The sequence below is a fragment of the Brevundimonas aurifodinae genome, from assembly GCF_040195595.1.
GTDB lineage: Bacteria > Pseudomonadota > Alphaproteobacteria > Caulobacterales > Caulobacteraceae > Brevundimonas > Brevundimonas aurifodinae.
Genome location: NZ_JBEGDD010000002.1, coordinates 100,369 through 116,291 on the forward strand (window position 1 = coordinate 100,369; position 15,923 = coordinate 116,291).

Genomic DNA, 15,923 nt, shown 5'->3' on the forward strand with positions numbered 1-15,923 from the left:
ACCCTGTCACGAGGGGCCGGGGTGGGGGATGCGTAAACCTTAGAGACGGGTCGCGCAGGCGATCCGCCAACGAACAACCAGGAGAACCGAATGACGCTCGATCGTCGAGCCCTTTTGCGCGGAGCGGCCGCTGGTGGCGGCGCGCTGGCTTTGTCGGGCCTGCTGCCAGCATGGGCTCAGACCGGCAGCCCGGGCCTGAGGTCGGATTTGCCGACCCTGACCGGACCGAACATTGATCTGACGATCGGCCACTCGCCCTTCACCGTCAATGGACGGACGGCGACCGCCACGACCATCAACGGCGTACTACCCGCGCCGGTGCTCAGGCTTCGGGAGGGTCAGAATGCCCGCCTGTCCGTGACCAACACGCTGGACGAAGACACCTCGATCCACTGGCACGGCCTGCTGCTGCCGTTCCAGATGGACGGCGTGCCAGGCGTCAGCTTTCCGGGGATCAAGCCGCGGGAGACTTTCGTCTATGAGTTTCCGATCATTCAGTCGGGGACCTTCTGGTACCACAGCCATTCCGGTTTGCAGGAAGCGCTGGGGCACTATGGCCCGATCGTCATCGATCCGGCCGGGGCGGATCCGGTCGGTTATGACCGGGAGCATGTGCTCGTCCTGTCGGACTGGAGCTTCATGAATCCCCACGACATCCTGCTGAAGCTCAAGCAGAGCCCCGGCTACTTCAACCGGCAGAGAACGACGCTCGCAGGCTTCCTGAACGGCAACGACCGCATGAGCCTCGAGGAACGGCGCATGTGGGGCGAGATGCGCATGGACCCGCGCGATATCCTGGACGTCAACGGCTCGACCTACACCTATCTGATCAACGGACACGGTCCGCAGGAGAACTGGACCGGCCTGTTCCGTCCGGGCGAGCGCGTGCGTCTGCGCGTCATCAACGCTTCGGCCATGTCGATTTTCAATGTCCGCATTCCGGGCCTGGCCATGACCGTGGTCAATGCCGACGGCGAGAACGTGCGGCCGGTCGAGACCGACGAGTTCCAGATTTCGGTCGCAGAGACTTATGACGTCATCGTCCGGCCGACCGAAGACCGGGCCTATACCATCGTGTCCGAGGCCATTGATCGGTCCGGCATGGGCCGGGCGACCCTGGCACCCCGTCTGGGCATGACCGCCGAGGTTCCGGCCCTGCGCGAGGTTCCCAACCTGACCATGAAGGACATGGGCATGGGCGGGATGGACCACGGCGGCATGGGGGGGCAGTCCATGGGCGGCATGAACCACGGCGCGATTGGCGGGCAGCCCATGGCCGGGATGGATCACAGCACGATGCCTGGAATGGCGTCTGGCATGGCGGGCATGGCGGGTATGGCCCAGGGGTCGCAGCCGGGCGGGGGGATGTCCGGAATGGACATGAGCGGCATGAACATGCGCGATCCGGAAAACGCGCCGCCGGACATGGAGGTGGGCGTCGGCGTGGACTCTATCGCGATGGCTCCCACCAATCGCCTGGGAGAGCGCCCGACGGGCCTGGAGAACGTTCCCCATCGGGTTCTTGTCTATACCGACCTCGTGTCGCTTCAGCCCAATAAGGATCAGCGTCCGCCGTCCCGCAACATGGAGATCCACCTGACCGGCAATATGGAACGGTTCATGTGGAGTTTCGACGGCAAGAAGTTCAGCGACGGCGTCGAGCCGTTCCGGTTCGAGCTCAACGAGCGCGTGCGAGTGACCCTGGTCAACGACAGCATGATGGCTCACCCGATCCATCTGCATGGCCACTTCTTCGAGCTCGTCACGGGTGGCCCGGCGGGCCACCAACCGCTCAAACACACGGTCAATGTCCTGCCGGGCGCCAAGGTGAGCTTTGATCTCACGGCGGACAATCCAGGCGACTGGGCGTTCCATTGCCACATGCTGATGCACATGCACGCGGGGATGTTCAACGTCGTCACCGTGCGCCCCATGGATGGAGTCGCTTCGTGATCCGGACCGCTGTTGCCCTTGTTCCACTGATGCTGGCGTCCGCGACGCCCGCCCTGGCCCAGTCCCACGCCGGCCATGCCTCCACGGCTCAGCCCACCCAGGCCGCGCCCCTCCCGCCGGGGTGTGTGCGCCGGGGTGCGCCGACCGCCGACGCCGCCCGCGTCGGCACGGCCGGCGCGCCGGTCTGTCCGACGGGGGCCGTGCCAGAGCGGGTGGCGTCGCCCGATCCTCATGCCGGTCACGACATGTCGACCATGGGGCAGTCCCAGCCCGCGCCGGCGATGCCGGCCGGTCACGACATGTCGACCATGGGGCAGACCCAGCCCGCACCGGCGATGCCGGCCGGTCACGACATGTCGACCATGCGGCAGATCCAGCCAGCGCCAACGCCGGCGACGCCCGCCGGTCACGACATGTCGACGATGGGGCAGGCCCAGCCGACACCAACGGATCCGCATGCCGGCCATGACATGTCGACCATGGGGCAAACCCAGCCCGCGCCGGCGACGCCCGCCGGTCACGACATGTCGACGATGGGGCAGACCCAGCCGACACCAACCGATCCGCATGCCGGCCATGACATGTCGACCATGGGGCAGGCCCAGCCGGCACCGGCTATGCCAGCCGGTCACGACATGTCGACCATGGGGCAGATGCCGCCGGGCCACGACATGTCGGGTATGGCGATGCCGCCGGACGTTCCCACGAGCGCCAACAATCCAGGGCGTCCTCCCGAAACACCCCCGCCGCCCGGCGCGACGAGCGGGCCGGCTCATGCCGCCGATCGGTTGTTTGATCCGGCGGAGATGGCGGCGTCGCGCGAGCAGCTTCGCGTCGAGAACGGCGCCATACGGGCCAGTTCCGTCATCATCGATCAGCTGGAAGCGAGCTTCTCGGACGGCGAGGAGGCATATGGCTTCGACGTTCAGGGCTGGACGGGCGGAGACATCAATCGCTTCTGGTGGAAATCGGAAGGTGAGGGTGAGTTCGATGGCGGGCTGGAGGAGGCCGAGCTTCAGGCCCTCTACAGCCGCGCCATCAGACCCTTCTTCGATTTTCAGGCCGGCGTGCGCCAGACGTATCGCCCCGACGGAGGCGACCGGACCGATCTGGTTGTCGGTATCCAGGGGCTGGCACCCTATTGGTTCGAAGTCGACGCCGCCGCCTTCCTGTCCACGAAGGGCGAGCTGACGGCTCGGGCCGAGGCGGAGTACGACCAGAGGATCACGCAGAAATGGATTCTGCAGCCCCGCGCCGAGGTGTTGCTTTCGGCGGAGGACATACCCGAGTTGTCGGTCGGATCGGGTCTGTCGTCACTTCAGGTGGGTGCGCGACTGCGCTACGAGATCCGCAAGGAGTTCGCACCCTATGTGGGCGTCGAGTGGACCAAGAGCTTCGGCAATACGGCGGACTTCCTGGAAGCCGAGGGGCGGAGTTCGGAAGATACCCGGCTGGTCGTGGGTATCCGGGCCTGGTTCTAGGCAGAACCGCCGCGGAAAGCTCTGGGTTGGCGCGTGTCTTTCCTCAGGGCCGCGGGACAGGGAATCGGCGGGCGGACTGTGGCGCGTCCTGCCCGACCATCCCTCCGGCCGAGCGCGTGCAACAGGCGTGAGGGACTGGCGTGTGGCGGTTCAGACTAGAATCAAAGCGGTCGTCTTTGATCTCGATGACACGCTGATCTCGGCGTATCGTCGACCGGATCTGGTGTGGCGAGACGTCTGCCAGGCCTTCCGCCACGAATTAGGCGAGCTTGCGCCGGACAGGGTGGCGAGGGCGCTGACGGATGCGGGTCAGGCCTTTTGGGGGGATCCGGTCCGTCACGCGCTCGGTCGTGCCGACCCGCTGCGGGCCCGTCGCACGATCGCCGCGGCGGCGTTCTCAGCCCTGCGGCGAGACGGCGTCCGTGTCCCGGCCCCCGACGTCGCCGAGCGACTGGCCGACGCCTTCAGCGTGCGGCGCGATGACCAGATGCACCGCGAAGCCGGAGCCCTGGCTCTGCTCACGGACTTGCAGAAGGCCGGCTATCGGCTGGCGCTTTTGACCAACGGCGATCGTCTCCTGCAGCGTGCCAAGATCGAGCGGTTCGGTCTGGCCCCGCGGTTCCATCATGTCCAGATCGAAGGCGAGGCTGGCATAGGCAAACCCGAACCTGGAGCCTTCACCCGGGTATTCGCCGCTTTGGGCGTCGGAGCGGCCGAGGTCTGTGTCGTCGGCGACAGTGTCGAATGGGACATTCGCCCGGCGAAGGCTCTGGGCTGTTACACCATCCGGTATGATCCGGAGCCCGGCGGAGACATCACCCCCACGGGCGGCGAGGCCGATTGGGTTGTTCAGGCCCTGGCAACCGTGTCCGTCCATCTGTCGGTCCAGGCCCAGGCGCGGTTCGCCTTCCAAAGTCATGCGAGCGTATCCTCTCGCGAGAAACGACCGACATCGAGCATCATCGTCGAGGACTAGTCGCCATCGTCGCAATCGGGGCGTATCCGCGCCGCCGCCGAACCCGGCTCCCAGAGACGCGCATGTCTGTACCGCCGTACAGGCCGGTCCAGAGCTGCCTGGACCGGCCTTGTGTCAGCATGCAGTGTGCCTGCGTGCCCTACTCTTTGGGCGGCATGGTCATGCCGCCCATCTGGGACATGTCGTGATCGGCCATCGGATCGGCGGGCGGGGGTGCCGGGGCAGGCGTGGGCGCAGGCGCCGCCGGGGCCGGTCGGGGTGTCGAGGCTTTCGGGGCTGCTGCGGCCGCGGGCTCTGCACCCTGAGGCTCGGCGACGGGCTCGGGCGTGTCGGCAGGCGGAGGGGTCATCGGCATCGTCATGGCGTCGTCCGGCACCGCCTGGGCATCGACCGGTTCAGGTTCAGCGGCGGGTTGGCAGGCCCCCAGGGTAATGGCGGCAGCGGCAGCAAGGATCAGATATCTCACGTCAGAAGCTCCTGTCAGGAAGGTCGGCGATAGGGATCGACTCGGCACGCCTTCGATTGGATTACGCAGTCGTGCGAGACAGCCCTCGTTTCAGGCACCGATTCGACAGGGCCATGAATTCGCCCCGGGTGCTGCGCACGCGTCGTCGACGATCCCCGCGGGGCCGGGACCGGGAGGTGCCCCTTGCTCCCAGAGCGATCCCGGACGAGCAAAGGCAGACTGCGAACATGACCACGCAGCCCGGTCTCCGGTCGTCAGGGAAGACAGGCCCAGAGACGTTAGGGGGACAACATCCAAAGGCCTGGCTTGCCCAGGAACGAGCGGATCCGCGTCGACTTGAATTTCTGTGCTGGGCCCAGGCGACCCGTCCAACATTCAAAGATCGTTCAAGCGTGGCTCAGCAGCATGTGATGCGCGAAGGCCCTGGCGGCCTGACCGGCCGGGCGGGGGCATTGCTCCCGCGAGCGGCGGAGCCTGGTCCGCTCGGGACTGGCCGTCTTTGGGGTGAGAAGCGCGACCCCCCTGGTTCGCCGTCAGCCGTAATGCAGAGGTGGAGATCCGGGCGACTGGGCCCAGGGGCTCAGGCCGCGCCAGCCGACTCAGGCCCGGACCCCCTCGGCCTCTCATCGACGTGGTTGCCTCGGGCAGACACCGCCACAAAAGTCCCAGCACCAGCGCGGTGAGGCTCCAGGACAGCAGGATGTCCGACAGAAAATGTCCGCCGAACGCCAGCCGGGTCATCGACAGGGCCACAGCGTAGGTGACGACCGGCCAGAGCGCCCATCGTCGCACCGAAGGCGGCAACAAGGCCGCCACCGCCACCATCCAGGCTGCCGACGACGCCTCGCCCGAGACGAAGGAACAATTGCCTGTGCACTGGTCGCTCATCCGCCAGACCGGGACATGGACCGCCTTTCCGCCCCACATCTCCAGATGCACGGGTCGGGGGCGTCCCCAAAGGCTCTTGAGCACGCCGTTCACCAAAAGCCCCGGCCCGGCGGCCAAGCCGCTGATCAGGAACGTCGCCCGTCGCGCCTGACGCGACCCGATCAGACGCCCGGTGGCGGCCCGATGCGCCAGCACGCCCAGGGCACCGATCACCATTGTCCCCATCACCCAGGTCGAACTGGCCCGCAGCGCCTTCAGCATAGGATCCCGAGACAGGGCGAAACCGTCTCCGGTCCGGTAAAACAGGCCCGTCACCGCCAGATCGATCCCGGGGAACGTCCAGAACACCAAGCTCAGGAGGAAGGTCGCGGCCAGGGATAGGAGCAGCGGATCGCTCAATCCTGTCTGGAATCGTCGGGCCGCTCCACGGGCCCCGCAGCAGCGTCGGCGACAAGCGAACATCGGACGTGACACGCTCCTGCACGGAGAGTCGGCTCTGGGAAGGGGCTGAACAGCTGTTCATCTCGATTTACGCGGTCGCCCCGATCAGCCCTCGTCCAGATGCAGGTTTTCGCGTCGTGCCATGACCTTGCCCGACCACCGCAGCAGCAGCCGAGCCCCGGCCTCGCCTTCAGGGCGTTGCTGGTTGTCAGCCCAGACGCCCGACAGCGGGAGCGAGCATCCGCTTCCGCGCGGCAGGCCTTCTATCGGCCAACCGACCAGGTGCGCAGCCCCGCTTCGACACACAGGTGGGCCGTGCGCCACACGTGAGCGCGATCTCGCCTGACGATCGGATCGTCCGGGTCGCCTCGGGGTTCGTCGATCCAAGATGCCGATCCCTCGTTTGGATGACGCGCTCTGCTGGAAGGCGAGGGGATCGCCGCTCCCCTGCGTAGTTAGCTGAAGAGACCGGATGGGAGAGCGGTATGGTGATGCGTCGATTTTTGTCCGGGCTGGCTCTCGTGCTGGCGCTGGCCTTCACCGGACCGGCGTTCGCTCACGAGGACCACGAAAAGGAGGCGGCTGCCCGCGCTGCCGCCACTGCGCCGGCGGGAGCCGTTCCGGAAGGCGGCATGATGGCCATGCCGGGCATGGGCCAGGATATGGACCACGGGGCCATGGCCGCGAGCGAGGGGCCCCGGCCCATGCCCCAGCGACTGTATCGCTGGCTCGGCGCCATGCATCCGGCGGCGGTGCATTTTCCCATCGCGCTGTTTCTCGTCGCGGCTCTGCTCGAGATCGCGGCGCTGGCGCTCCGCCGGCCCGTCCTGACCCAAGGCACACGCGTCATCATCGCCCTGGCGGCGATCTCCTCGATCTTCGCGGTGGCGCTGGGGTGGTTCGCCATGGGGCTTCCCGGCAAGGATGATGCCATCCACGCCTCCCACCGCTGGCTCGGCACCTCGATCGCCGTCCTGGGCCTGCTGAGCTGGTGGGCGAAGGAACACTGGGTTCGCCGACCGGGGCGTGGGCGCGAGCTGATCTACATCGGCCTATTGACGGCCACCGCAGGTGCCGTGATTGTCAACGGCCTGTTGGGCGGGATGCTGACCCACGGCGTAAGGCATCTGATGTTCTGATACGGCCTCAGCGTCCCGCGCTGGCCGCCTCCAGGGGCGGCAGAAAGCTTTTTACATCCTCGATGAACAGGAGATTGATTCCATGTCGTTTCGCTCGGCACTTGCCGGATCGGCGCTCGTCGCCGTTCTCGTGAGCTCGGCTCAGGCCCAGGTCCAGGCACCGGCCCATTCTCACGGCCCGGCGTCCACTCACGCTGCCGGCGAGTCGCAGCCCGGCGACGAGGCACAGGTCCGGGCCGTGGTCAGCGCGTACAAGGATGCGATCGAACGGATGGATGTCTCGCAGACACCCGCCCTGTTCTGGGCCGACTCCGCCGTCTTCGAGAACGGGGGCGTGGAGGGCTCCTTCGCCTATTATCTGGAACACCATCTCGGACCCGAGTTCACGGATCTGGCCGGTTTCGATTTCCGCGACCATGAGACGAAGGTGGAGATCGACGGCGATACCGCCTTCGTCAGCGAGACCTATACCTACCACATCACCTTCAAGGACGGCACGCGCGAGGCCATCGAACGGCGCGGCGTGGCCACCAGTGTGCTTCGCAAGCGCGGCGGTGAGTGGCGGTTTGACATCTATCACTCCTCGGCACGACCGTTGCGTCGCGTCGGCTGACCCCGATCGCGACCGTCCGGCGACAACCTTCACTGAGGCCCCATGGGATCTATGCTGAATTCTTTCTCACGTCGTAGATTTTTGGCTGCGGGAACCGGGGCATTCGCCCTGGCGGCCTGCGCCCCGGTCGCGCACGCCTCGACAGAACTCGCGGTCTACAAGACCCCGACCTGCGGGTGCTGTACGGCCTGGGTGGATCACATGCGCGCCGCAGGCTTCGAGGCGCGGGTCACGGAGCTTGCCGACCTCAGCGCGACCCGCCGCACTGAGGGCGTTCCTGACGCCTTGGCGTCCTGCCACACGGCCCTGATCGGCGGATACGTCCTTGAGGGTCATGTGCCGGCTGAGGATGTGCGCAGGCTTCTGGCCGAGCGACCAGACGCTTTGGGGCTCGCGGTGCCGGCGATGCCGCTGGGATCTCCGGGCATGGAAATGCCCGACGGTCGAAAGGATCCTTATGAGACCCTGCTGATCCTGAAAGGCGGTGGCACGCGCGTCTTCGCGCGTCACGGCTAGACGAGACGCGACCGTGAAGGTTCTCAAGCTTTCGACCCAGCTGCACAAATGGATCGCACTTGTCGTGGGTCTCCAGGTGCTGTTCTGGGTCGGCGGCGGTTTGGTGATGACGGCCATACCGATCGAGACGGTGCGCGGCGAACATCGGGCGGTGGAATTTCAGCCCGGTCCGCTGGCCCTCGCCGCTCTTCCAGGCCCCGAAGAGATCGCTCGCCGCGCGGGCGTGATGCCTGTCCGGGCCGAATTGCGCACCACACCCCGCGGCCCGGTCTGGACCTTGACCCCGGCGGCGGGCGAACCGGTCACCGTGTCCGCCGCCACGGGTCGGCCGTTCGGGCCGATGTCCGCCGGCGAGGCGTCGGAGTTCGCCCGGCGGGCCTACAGGGGCGAGGCGGACATCACGGAGGCTGTGCTTCTGACGACCGCCCCCGAAGAGACCGGCCGCACCGGTCCGTTGTGGCGGGTGGATTTCGCGGACCGGGAGAAAACGTCCCTGTACCTGTCGCCGGACACCGGCGAAGTCGTGACGCGGCGCTCGGGCGTGTGGCGGATTTTCGACTTCTTCTGGCGCCTGCACGTCATGGACTGGAACGACGGCGAGGACTTCAACCATCCCCTGATCATCATCACCACGGCCCTGACCCTGAGCATCGTCGTTTCAGGGTTCATTCTCCTATGGATACGGATATCGCGGGATGTGAAGATCGCGCGCGCGACCCGCAGAACCCGTTGATCGCGGCGGCGATCCGACCCTCGCTCCCGGCCCGGCGATCCGTCATGACGGCGCATCTGAGCGGATCGCGAACGACTGCTGTGCCAACACACCCGGAGGCTTTGGCGAGCGCCGCGCGGATTCTCACCCGCACAGGGGAGGTGTCAGATCAGCCGGTGTGAGATTTCCGCGAGCGCCCGGATATCGGTCCCGAAGCGGGCGATGGCCGCCCTGTGTTTCTCCAGTTCACTATACGGAAGATAACGCACATCGAGGTCTGCGATCCGGCTGAAGGCCGGTCGCTGCAACTGGGCGCGGACGTCACCCTCCCGACTGTCCGGCGCGACGAGAAACAGACCCGCGGACGTGTGGAGTTCACCGGACAGGGCGAGGTCGAGCATGCGCACGATCCCGGAATAGATGGTCGTGGAATGCTCGACTTCGAACGCCGCCGCCACACGATCCGAGCCGGCCTCGAGCCACAGCACATCAATCAGGCGGAACGAGTCCGCACCCGCGCTTGCCGCCAAGGAAGGCGGGAGATCGTTCAGACAGCCCTCGCCGAGACGACCACCCTCGAAACAGCGACCGCGATCATTGGCGGCGATCCATACGCGATAGCCGAGCGCTCGCCCCAGATCGCGCACCCAGGCCTGGATTTCGGTATGGGATCGGTCGGTTTCGCGCTGCTGCAGCGCTGTCCTCTCGAATTTCACGGCTTCGGCCCGGGCTTCGGCAAGCCGTTCCTGCCAGCCACGGTCGGAGAGAGCTTCACTGTCCAGCGGTGGCGCGGGGTATCGTCCGGACCCGATGTCGAACAGAAAGCCCGCGAGGGCACCCAGGTCGTTGGACAGCAGATCGCGATAGCGCGCGTTCAAGGCCAGGATGCCCTCGCGCATCGCCAGATAGTGCTCCCAGCTGCCCAGCTTCACCTTCGATCGGGTGATCGCGTTGTATCCGTTGACGATGGCCGTGTTGAACGGAGGGGCATGTGTCGGATGCAGAAAGTAGATCAGATTCGCGACGGCGGGCCCCAGACCCTTGATCTTGAGCTGGTCGATCGCGCGGATTGCGGACAAGATCTCGGCTGCCGTCGAACAACAGCTGCAGTGGTGCAGCAGGCGGCCGAAGGCACGCTGGTTGACGGGGTTCTCATAGATGTCGGGGATGCGGAGCTTGGGCTTCCACAGAAAGGCATGGTCTGCCCCCCTGAAGATCTGGCGTTGTTCGGCGACGGAATGAACGATCGTCTCGAGCGATGAGCCGCGGTAGGCGACGCCGAACCGGTCCGCTTCGATCTCTTCGACAACCTGACCGATGCCTCGCCGGATGGAGCGGAAATTCTTGAGCCGCTCATCCCACAGGAACCAGGTCTGATAGGTGGCCGAGGGGTCTTCGCGCCACTGGACGATAAGGTCTCGAAGTCGATCTGGCACGCCTAACCCTCAAGAATCTGGACCGTACCACAACTAGGCCGGTTGGAGCCGAAGCGCCACCGGATCGAGGCGGAGGAGCGCCGGTGGATCTCGGCCCGCCGCATGGACCTCTTGGCTGATCGACGTTGGCCTTGGGCGGCAAGATCACCGACAGGCACGTTGGTTCGCATTCCTGATCCCGACGAGGGCGGGGATGAGCCGTGACCGTGATGCAGCAATTGCGCAGCTCGGTGGTCGATCCCTCACGGAGTTGAACGACGCTGGGGTAAATTTGATCACGGCGGAACCGTGGCGGCGGGTCTGGATTATGCTGGCTCGACGTCCCGCGTGGGCACGTCGGGAGAGCGGTGAGACCCGTTCCCCGCCGGCGTCTCGCTGGCCCCACTCATCGTCCGGCCGACCAACGATCTGCCGGCGAGCCCACGAAGCGGAGACTACCGATGTCTGACTCGATTGCGACACGCACTTTGCTGCTGGCGGTGGGCTGTTCGGCCATCGTCTTGTCGGCCTGTTCTCCGGCCGCTGAGCCGCAGGCTGCGCCCGAAGGCGATGCGTCGATGGCGGCGGCGGAGCAGCCCATGCCGATGGCGCAGACGCCTTTTTCGCCGGCCGAGATGAAGATGCATGAGGCCATGATGGCGGCGACCGGGGCGAGCGCGGATGAAACCTGGGCCCGGAAAATGATCCCCCACCACCAGGGTGCGCTCGATATGTCCGAGATCGTGCTGCGCGACACGCAGGACGCTGAGATCAGGCGTATGGCCCAGAAGACTATCGAGATGCAGACCCAGGATATCGCCGAGCTGCGGCGCTGGCTGGAGACCCAGGCCGGGGCCACATCCGACTCACCGTCTCCGACCGGTCAGGACATGCCGTTCGCGGCGGCCGAGTCTAAAATGAAAGACGCCATGATGGGCGCGACCGGGGGGAACACGGATCAGACCTGGGCTCGCAAGATGATCGCGCACCATCAGGGTGCCCTGGACATGGCTCGGGTGGTGCTCGAGCGGAGCCCGGGCGCCGAGATTGAGCAAATGGCGCAAAAAACGATCGAGATGCAGACAGCCGACATCGGCGAGTTGCAAACCTGGCTTCAATCCAATGGGGCCAATGCCGGCTGATCACGGATAGGGAGCAGACTGTGCGGCCGCTCAAATCAACCTCGGGCCCTATGCATCTCCGTCACCGGCCGGCTTGGTCCGTCATCTCGAACAGGTCTGATGCAAAAGCGCCGTGCGGCTGGGCCGCACGGCGCTCTTTCCACATCAGGCGTCTGGACCTCCCAGGGGGATCAGGAGGGCAGAGCCTTCAGTGCACCATGAAGCGAACGGTCCCGTTCATCTCATGGCCGTCGGACCCCGTCGCGGTCCAGGCGGCGGAATAGCTGCCGGGGGCGAGGGTGGGCAGGGGCGTGCTGACAGTCGTCTGAGGCGCTGTGCCCGCCGCGATCTGGACATCGACGGTTTCCGTCGCCGGCCCGGTCAGCTTCAGCGCCTTCAGGGTCATGGCGTGGGGGAAGGTGGCGGTGAAGGTCTTGGGCGCGGCGCTCAGCATCGCATTGTCGGCGGGAGTGGTGATGACGCCGGAAGCGGCGGCAGCCGGCATGGCGGCGTGCTCTTGTGCGGACATGCCGGCGTGCGGATTGCTCTGGGCCTGGGCCGCCGACGAAAGGGCGACTGCCGAGACGAGAGCCAGGCTGGCGATAATCAAACGGTTCATAACGGTCTCCTGAGACGCACCGGGAGGGGGAGCGGGTCCGGTGCCTATAATGATATACGCGCTCCGGCCCGATATTCCTCGTCGGCATGGCGAGCGATCCGGTTTCGCAAAGCTCAAGCCCACGGTCGCCTTCGTCGCGTGCGGGGTTGAAACGCGGTCGGGCGCGGACAGCGCGAGGTCACGCCTCCTTCAGCGCGTCGAACAATCTGCGGCGAGCCCGAGCGATACGCGTCTCCACCGCCTTGACCGAAATTCCGAGGATTTTGGCCGCGTCGGACTGGCTCCGGCCCTCGATTGCCGTGAGGAGAAGGGGAGCCTTGAGATGCGGTGCCAACAGATTGATCTCTTCATTCAGCCTGGCCAGCTTGCCGGCCATCTCGATCTGCTCGTCGGCAGGCTCGGTCCCATCCGGTACCGAGAGGGCCTCCGGGCTGGCAAGGTCAGTCGCGCCGTGAACGAGCCGGCGTACGAAGCGGCGACGGGACCAGTCCCGGCATTTGTTCAGAGCGATCGTCCGCAGCCAGGCTTCGAATGGGCGACTGGGATCATAGCGCCGCAGGCTCAGCCAGGCCGCGGCATAGCTTTCCTGCAGAAGGTCGTGTGCGTCCTGCTCGTCGCCCACATAACGGCGGATGAAGCGGAAGAGAGCGGACTTTGTCTGCCGCATCAGGTCGCTGAACGCCGCCCGGTCCCCGGCGGCGGCGCGAGCCGGCAGGTCCCCAAGAGTGTCCATGCCGAGCCTTAGGACTCTGTCGGCGAAAGGGCTTCGACGATCCGGTCGTTGAAAACGGCGGCCTGCTCCGGTGTCAGGACCGATCGCATCTCGAACACATGCGCGATGGTCTCTTTCTGCAAGGCACCCATGGCGGCGTGGAAATGATCAACGGCGGCCTGGACCTGAGGGCCGTCGCCCTCGCCCTGCTCGATGGCCTGCGCCAGTTCCAGGTTGGCGGCACGGACCTCGCCCTCAAGCCCAGGGCGGATGGCGGCGAACCGCGCCTCGATCACGTCGATTTCGGCGTGTTGCGCCGCGGTCAGATCCAGCTCGTCGTGAACAATGTCGTGCAGGGAAGGGGGCTCACGGCGGTCCAGGACCCAGCTGGCCCCAATCCAGGTTCCCGCCGCGCTGGCGATGGCCGCCAGCACCGCCGTTAGCGCGATCGTGCGCCAGCCTTTCATCATGAGGCAGCATCCAGTCTCAACAGGGGAGACAGTCCGGCTTCGACAGTGAAGATCGACATCTCCGTCGGAACCCTGGGTGAAGCGACGGCACCCACGCCGCCCGCGGTGAGCCCTGCGACGAGGGCGACGGCCACCGCCCCGCCCCGTAGCTGCGCCATCAGTCTCTCCGTGCGCAAGGCGTCGACGCGTGTCCACACCTGCGACTCCAGTGCGTCCAGTGGCCGGTCGACCGGCGTTGCGGCCAGCCGCGCGAGCAACTCATCCAGATCACGTGTCATTCTGAACTCTCCTCATGCCCCCATACCTCTACTACGCGCCAGCCGGCCCGCTCCCTCGTGCACAGCCTCAGCCGAGCGGCGCCTGAATAGCACAAGAGCCGGCAGGGGACAGGGCTGCGGCGTCACATCACGTCGGCAGCAGACAGCGTGTCGCAGGCGCACCGGGTCGCTCGCCCGGAAGGACTACATCGCCATGTCCATCGCCGAAACGGGAGCGAGCGTGCCCATGACGGCCACGACGGCGAGCAACGCCAGAGCGACGAAGGTTTCGACCCTGAGGCTGCGCTTCAGTCGGCCGATGGCCAGGCGCATATCATCCGGATCGTCGAGCGCATCGAGCAGATCAGGGGTCAATTGGAAGCGGTTCGAGGCCGCCAGAGCCAGCATCAGGCCAAACAGCAGCAACTTGAACAGCAGGAGCCATCCATAAGGCGTGGTCACAAGCCCGTCGATCCGGTCGATCCCGACCATGAACCAGCTGTTGACCAGGCCGCTCAGGATCAGGACCGCGACAGCGGCCGAGCCCACGCCTGCGAACCCGTGCAGCGCGCGGTGCAGGACTTGATCGGACCGGAAATCACCGGGACGGTGCCCTGCGGTCATGATCCACAGCGCCACCAGCGCGCCGAGCCACAGGGCCGCCGCCCAACTGTGCAGAATGGTGGACAGCAGGTGGGGATAACGACCCGCGCCTTCCGTTGCCGCGCCATGGCCGGTCCAGGCGAAGCTCGCGCTCACCAACAGGCCGGCCAGGACGAGCAGCCCCCACTGAAACCGCGAGGGTCGACCCAGAAGCACGACGGTCAAGGCCGTCAGGCCCAGACCCACCCTCAACAGAAAGGCGGGGCCCAGGCTGGTGCCGGTGATCATGAAGCCCAGAGAAGCCGGCTTGAGACCTTCCGCGATCGATCCCGCCATGACGGAGGTCTGAGCCACAAGGGCCAGGGCCGACGCCACCGCGACGACGGCACAGGCCCCAATGAGCAGCCCTCTCGCCCAGCTCTGGGCGACGGCATCAGGTCCGCGCAGTCCGTAGAGCAGGAAAAGCGGCGTCCCAAGCAGGATGACGGCACCGCCGTACTGCGCGAGGCGCAGACCGATCACCAGAAGGTCGAGCACGGGTCTTAGCGCACGGTGAAGGCAAAGTTTCCGGTCATGCGGTGACCATCCGCCGAAGCCGCACGCCAGTTCACCGTATAGGTTCCGGCGGACAGAGCGCGCGCTGTGCGGCCCGAGATCGTCTTGCCGTCGTCAGAGACGCTGGAGGTCACGGGGATTTTGGTGCCTGCGGCGCTGACGAGATCGAGGCCAGAGAAGGCCGGGGCGACACGTTCACTGAAGGTCACGGTAATCGCGCGCGTGGAGGCGACCGTGGCGCTGGCGGCCGGCGTGGAGGCGACGACACGCGCGTGGGCGTCGGCCTGGGTCGCGACCAGCAGCAGGGCTCCGGCCGCGCCGACCAGAGAAAGGAATTTGCGATTGGGCATCAAACAACTCCGTAAGTGACAGGTATCTTAGGGATATACGCTCGTTTGCGCCTGAACCCTCGCGCCCGAGGAAAAATTACACAATCCGACCCAGGCCGCCCAGGCCAGCGTCCGTCGAAAAGCGGCTGCGCAGGTGTCAATCTTGACTCGCCCCTATTCAAAGCGCGTATGGTCTCTCGCCATGTGGACCGCCATCCGCACACTTCTGCTCGCGCTCGCCCTGGCCGGTTTTATCGGCCAGGCGACCGCGCATGCCACTCCCATCCAGGTCTTTCAGGCGGCCGGGGTGATGGACGGCATGGAAGACTGCGCGGAGATGGCCGGGATGGCGGGGGTTCAGACCGACCGGCCCGGTAACCCTTGCGAAAACATGACGCCCGAATGCATCGCCAAGATGGGCTGTGCCGCCGTGGCGCCTCCGATCCTTTCGCGTCCGGCGATTCCGTGCGCCGTCTTCCGGCATCCGATCGTCTATTTGCGCCTTGACGTGTTTCGCGAAGGCGTCGGGCCCCCGCCGCTGGTCTTTCCCCCCAAACATCGGGCCTGATACGCAGCGGTCGCGCTGACGCACGCCTGGCCTCCGGGCGCGGGCGTGTCGCGCAGACTTGCGCAGATCAGCCCCAGCGTCGTGCCGCG

General features: G+C 66.2%; 18 protein-coding genes. 9 read left to right on the forward strand and 9 right to left on the reverse strand.

Annotated features, from left to right (window positions below; translation table 11 throughout):
- Nucleotides 1–90 precede the first annotated feature (90 nt).
- From ABN401_RS02980 to ABN401_RS02990, 3 genes are read left to right on the forward strand one after another with little or no spacing between them, the layout of a single operon-like run.
- Nucleotides 91–1,953: a copper resistance system multicopper oxidase gene (locus ABN401_RS02980; RefSeq protein WP_349683352.1), complete on the forward strand. Its 1,863-nt coding sequence runs from the start codon at nucleotides 91–93 to the stop codon at nucleotides 1,951–1,953.
- Nucleotides 1,950–3,434, forward strand: a complete 1,485-nt coding sequence (locus ABN401_RS02985) for a copper resistance protein B (protein ID WP_349683353.1) — start codon at nucleotides 1,950–1,952, stop codon at nucleotides 3,432–3,434. Before ABN401_RS02980 ends, ABN401_RS02985 begins: the two co-directional genes overlap by 4 nt.
- Entirely contained in the window at nucleotides 3,322–4,410 is a 1,089-nt protein-coding gene (locus ABN401_RS02990; RefSeq protein WP_349683354.1) for an HAD family hydrolase, read from the forward strand. The genes ABN401_RS02985 and ABN401_RS02990 overlap by 113 nt, the downstream gene beginning before the upstream one ends.
- Before the next feature lie 139 nt (nucleotides 4,411–4,549).
- Here ABN401_RS02990 and ABN401_RS02995 read toward each other — a convergent pair whose 3' ends face one another.
- The gene (locus ABN401_RS02995; protein WP_289648231.1) at nucleotides 4,550–4,876 is read right to left on the reverse strand and encodes a hypothetical protein; all 327 of its coding nucleotides are present in this window, start codon (nucleotides 4,874–4,876) and stop codon (nucleotides 4,550–4,552) included.
- Nucleotides 4,877–5,251: 375 nt separating this feature from the next.
- On the reverse strand, nucleotides 5,252–6,163 hold the full coding sequence (locus ABN401_RS03000) for a phosphatase PAP2 family protein (protein ID WP_349683355.1): 912 nt from the start codon (nucleotides 6,161–6,163) through the stop codon (nucleotides 5,252–5,254).
- 533 nt (nucleotides 6,164–6,696) lie between these two features.
- Between ABN401_RS03000 and ABN401_RS03005 the strand changes: the two genes are divergently transcribed.
- The 4 genes from ABN401_RS03005 (at nucleotide 6,697) to ABN401_RS03020 (ending at nucleotide 9,206) form a co-directional block, all read left to right on the forward strand.
- Nucleotides 6,697–7,344, forward strand: coding sequence for a DUF2231 domain-containing protein (locus tag ABN401_RS03005; RefSeq protein ID WP_349683356.1), 648 nt, complete (start codon nucleotides 6,697–6,699; stop codon nucleotides 7,342–7,344).
- Nucleotides 7,345–7,426: 82 nt separating this feature from the next.
- Nucleotides 7,427–7,957, forward strand: coding sequence for a YybH family protein (locus ABN401_RS03010; RefSeq protein ID WP_349683357.1), 531 nt, complete (start codon nucleotides 7,427–7,429; stop codon nucleotides 7,955–7,957).
- Between the two features lie 81 nt (nucleotides 7,958–8,038).
- Nucleotides 8,039–8,473: a DUF411 domain-containing protein gene (locus ABN401_RS03015; RefSeq protein ID WP_349683358.1), complete on the forward strand. Its 435-nt coding sequence runs from the start codon at nucleotides 8,039–8,041 to the stop codon at nucleotides 8,471–8,473.
- Between the two features lie 13 nt (nucleotides 8,474–8,486).
- Nucleotides 8,487–9,206 (forward strand): PepSY domain-containing protein, encoded by a 720-nt coding sequence (locus tag ABN401_RS03020; protein WP_349683359.1) that lies wholly within the window; start codon nucleotides 8,487–8,489, stop codon nucleotides 9,204–9,206.
- A gap of 143 nt (nucleotides 9,207–9,349) precedes the next feature.
- Here ABN401_RS03020 and ABN401_RS03025 read toward each other — a convergent pair whose 3' ends face one another.
- Entirely contained in the window at nucleotides 9,350–10,621 is a 1,272-nt protein-coding gene (locus tag ABN401_RS03025) for a type II restriction enzyme NmeDI-related protein (protein ID WP_349683360.1), read from the reverse strand.
- Nucleotides 10,622–11,061: 440 nt separating this feature from the next.
- Here ABN401_RS03025 and ABN401_RS03030 point away from each other — a divergent pair, with 440 nt between their 5' ends.
- Nucleotides 11,062–11,742 (forward strand): DUF305 domain-containing protein, encoded by a 681-nt coding sequence (locus tag ABN401_RS03030; protein WP_349683361.1) that lies wholly within the window; start codon nucleotides 11,062–11,064, stop codon nucleotides 11,740–11,742.
- A gap of 187 nt (nucleotides 11,743–11,929) precedes the next feature.
- Here ABN401_RS03030 and ABN401_RS03035 read toward each other — a convergent pair whose 3' ends face one another.
- The 6 genes from ABN401_RS03035 to copC form a co-directional block, all read right to left on the reverse strand.
- Complete coding sequence (locus tag ABN401_RS03035) at nucleotides 11,930–12,340, reverse strand: copper resistance CopC family protein (RefSeq protein ID WP_349683362.1); 411 nt, start codon at nucleotides 12,338–12,340, stop codon at nucleotides 11,930–11,932.
- A 178-nt stretch (nucleotides 12,341–12,518) separates the two neighbouring features.
- On the reverse strand, nucleotides 12,519–13,073 hold the full coding sequence (locus ABN401_RS03040; protein ID WP_349683363.1) for an RNA polymerase sigma factor: 555 nt from the start codon (nucleotides 13,071–13,073) through the stop codon (nucleotides 12,519–12,521).
- Between the two features lie 8 nt (nucleotides 13,074–13,081).
- Nucleotides 13,082–13,522, reverse strand: coding sequence for a Spy/CpxP family protein refolding chaperone (locus ABN401_RS03045; protein ID WP_289648439.1), 441 nt, complete (start codon nucleotides 13,520–13,522; stop codon nucleotides 13,082–13,084).
- Nucleotides 13,519–13,800, reverse strand: a complete 282-nt coding sequence (locus ABN401_RS03050) for a hypothetical protein (RefSeq protein WP_349683364.1) — start codon at nucleotides 13,798–13,800, stop codon at nucleotides 13,519–13,521. The genes ABN401_RS03045 and ABN401_RS03050 overlap by 4 nt, the downstream gene beginning before the upstream one ends.
- 183 nt (nucleotides 13,801–13,983) lie before the next feature.
- Entirely contained in the window at nucleotides 13,984–14,919 is a 936-nt protein-coding gene (gene copD / locus ABN401_RS03055) for a copper homeostasis membrane protein CopD (RefSeq protein WP_349683365.1), read from the reverse strand.
- A gap of 5 nt (nucleotides 14,920–14,924) precedes the next feature.
- Nucleotides 14,925–15,287 carry a copper homeostasis periplasmic binding protein CopC gene (gene copC / locus ABN401_RS03060; RefSeq protein ID WP_289648442.1) on the reverse strand — a complete coding sequence of 121 codons (363 nt, stop codon included), beginning with the start codon at nucleotides 15,285–15,287 and terminating at the stop codon, nucleotides 14,925–14,927.
- A gap of 181 nt (nucleotides 15,288–15,468) precedes the next feature.
- On the opposite strand from copC, the gene ABN401_RS03065 reads away from it, so the two are divergent.
- Entirely contained in the window at nucleotides 15,469–15,834 is a 366-nt protein-coding gene (locus ABN401_RS03065) for a hypothetical protein (protein ID WP_349683366.1), read from the forward strand.
- The last annotated feature ends 89 nt before the right edge of the window (nucleotides 15,835–15,923 follow it).

Excerpts from the sequence above, each read along its gene's own strand:
- ABN401_RS03040 (WP_349683363.1), bottom strand. The coding sequence starts at position 13,073 with ATGGACACTCTTGGGGACCTGCCGGCTCGCGCCGCCGCCGGGGACCGG.
- ABN401_RS03005 (WP_349683356.1), top strand. The coding sequence starts at position 6,697 with ATGCGTCGATTTTTGTCCGGGCTGGCTCTCGTGCTGGCGCTGGCCTTC.
- ABN401_RS03045 (WP_289648439.1), bottom strand. The coding sequence starts at position 13,522 with ATGATGAAAGGCTGGCGCACGATCGCGCTAACGGCGGTGCTGGCGGCC.
- ABN401_RS03035 (WP_349683362.1), bottom strand. The coding sequence starts at position 12,340 with ATGAACCGTTTGATTATCGCCAGCCTGGCTCTCGTCTCGGCAGTCGCC.
- ABN401_RS03065 (WP_349683366.1), top strand. The coding sequence starts at position 15,469 with ATGTGGACCGCCATCCGCACACTTCTGCTCGCGCTCGCCCTGGCCGGT.
- ABN401_RS02980 (WP_349683352.1), top strand. The coding sequence starts at position 91 with ATGACGCTCGATCGTCGAGCCCTTTTGCGCGGAGCGGCCGCTGGTGGC.
- ABN401_RS03010 (WP_349683357.1), top strand. The coding sequence starts at position 7,427 with ATGTCGTTTCGCTCGGCACTTGCCGGATCGGCGCTCGTCGCCGTTCTC.
- copC (WP_289648442.1), bottom strand. The coding sequence starts at position 15,287 with ATGCCCAATCGCAAATTCCTTTCTCTGGTCGGCGCGGCCGGAGCCCTG.
- ABN401_RS02990 (WP_349683354.1), top strand. The coding sequence starts at position 3,322 with ATGTGGGCGTCGAGTGGACCAAGAGCTTCGGCAATACGGCGGACTTCC.
- ABN401_RS03030 (WP_349683361.1), top strand. The coding sequence starts at position 11,062 with ATGTCTGACTCGATTGCGACACGCACTTTGCTGCTGGCGGTGGGCTGT.
- ABN401_RS03050 (WP_349683364.1), bottom strand. The coding sequence starts at position 13,800 with ATGACACGTGATCTGGATGAGTTGCTCGCGCGGCTGGCCGCAACGCCG.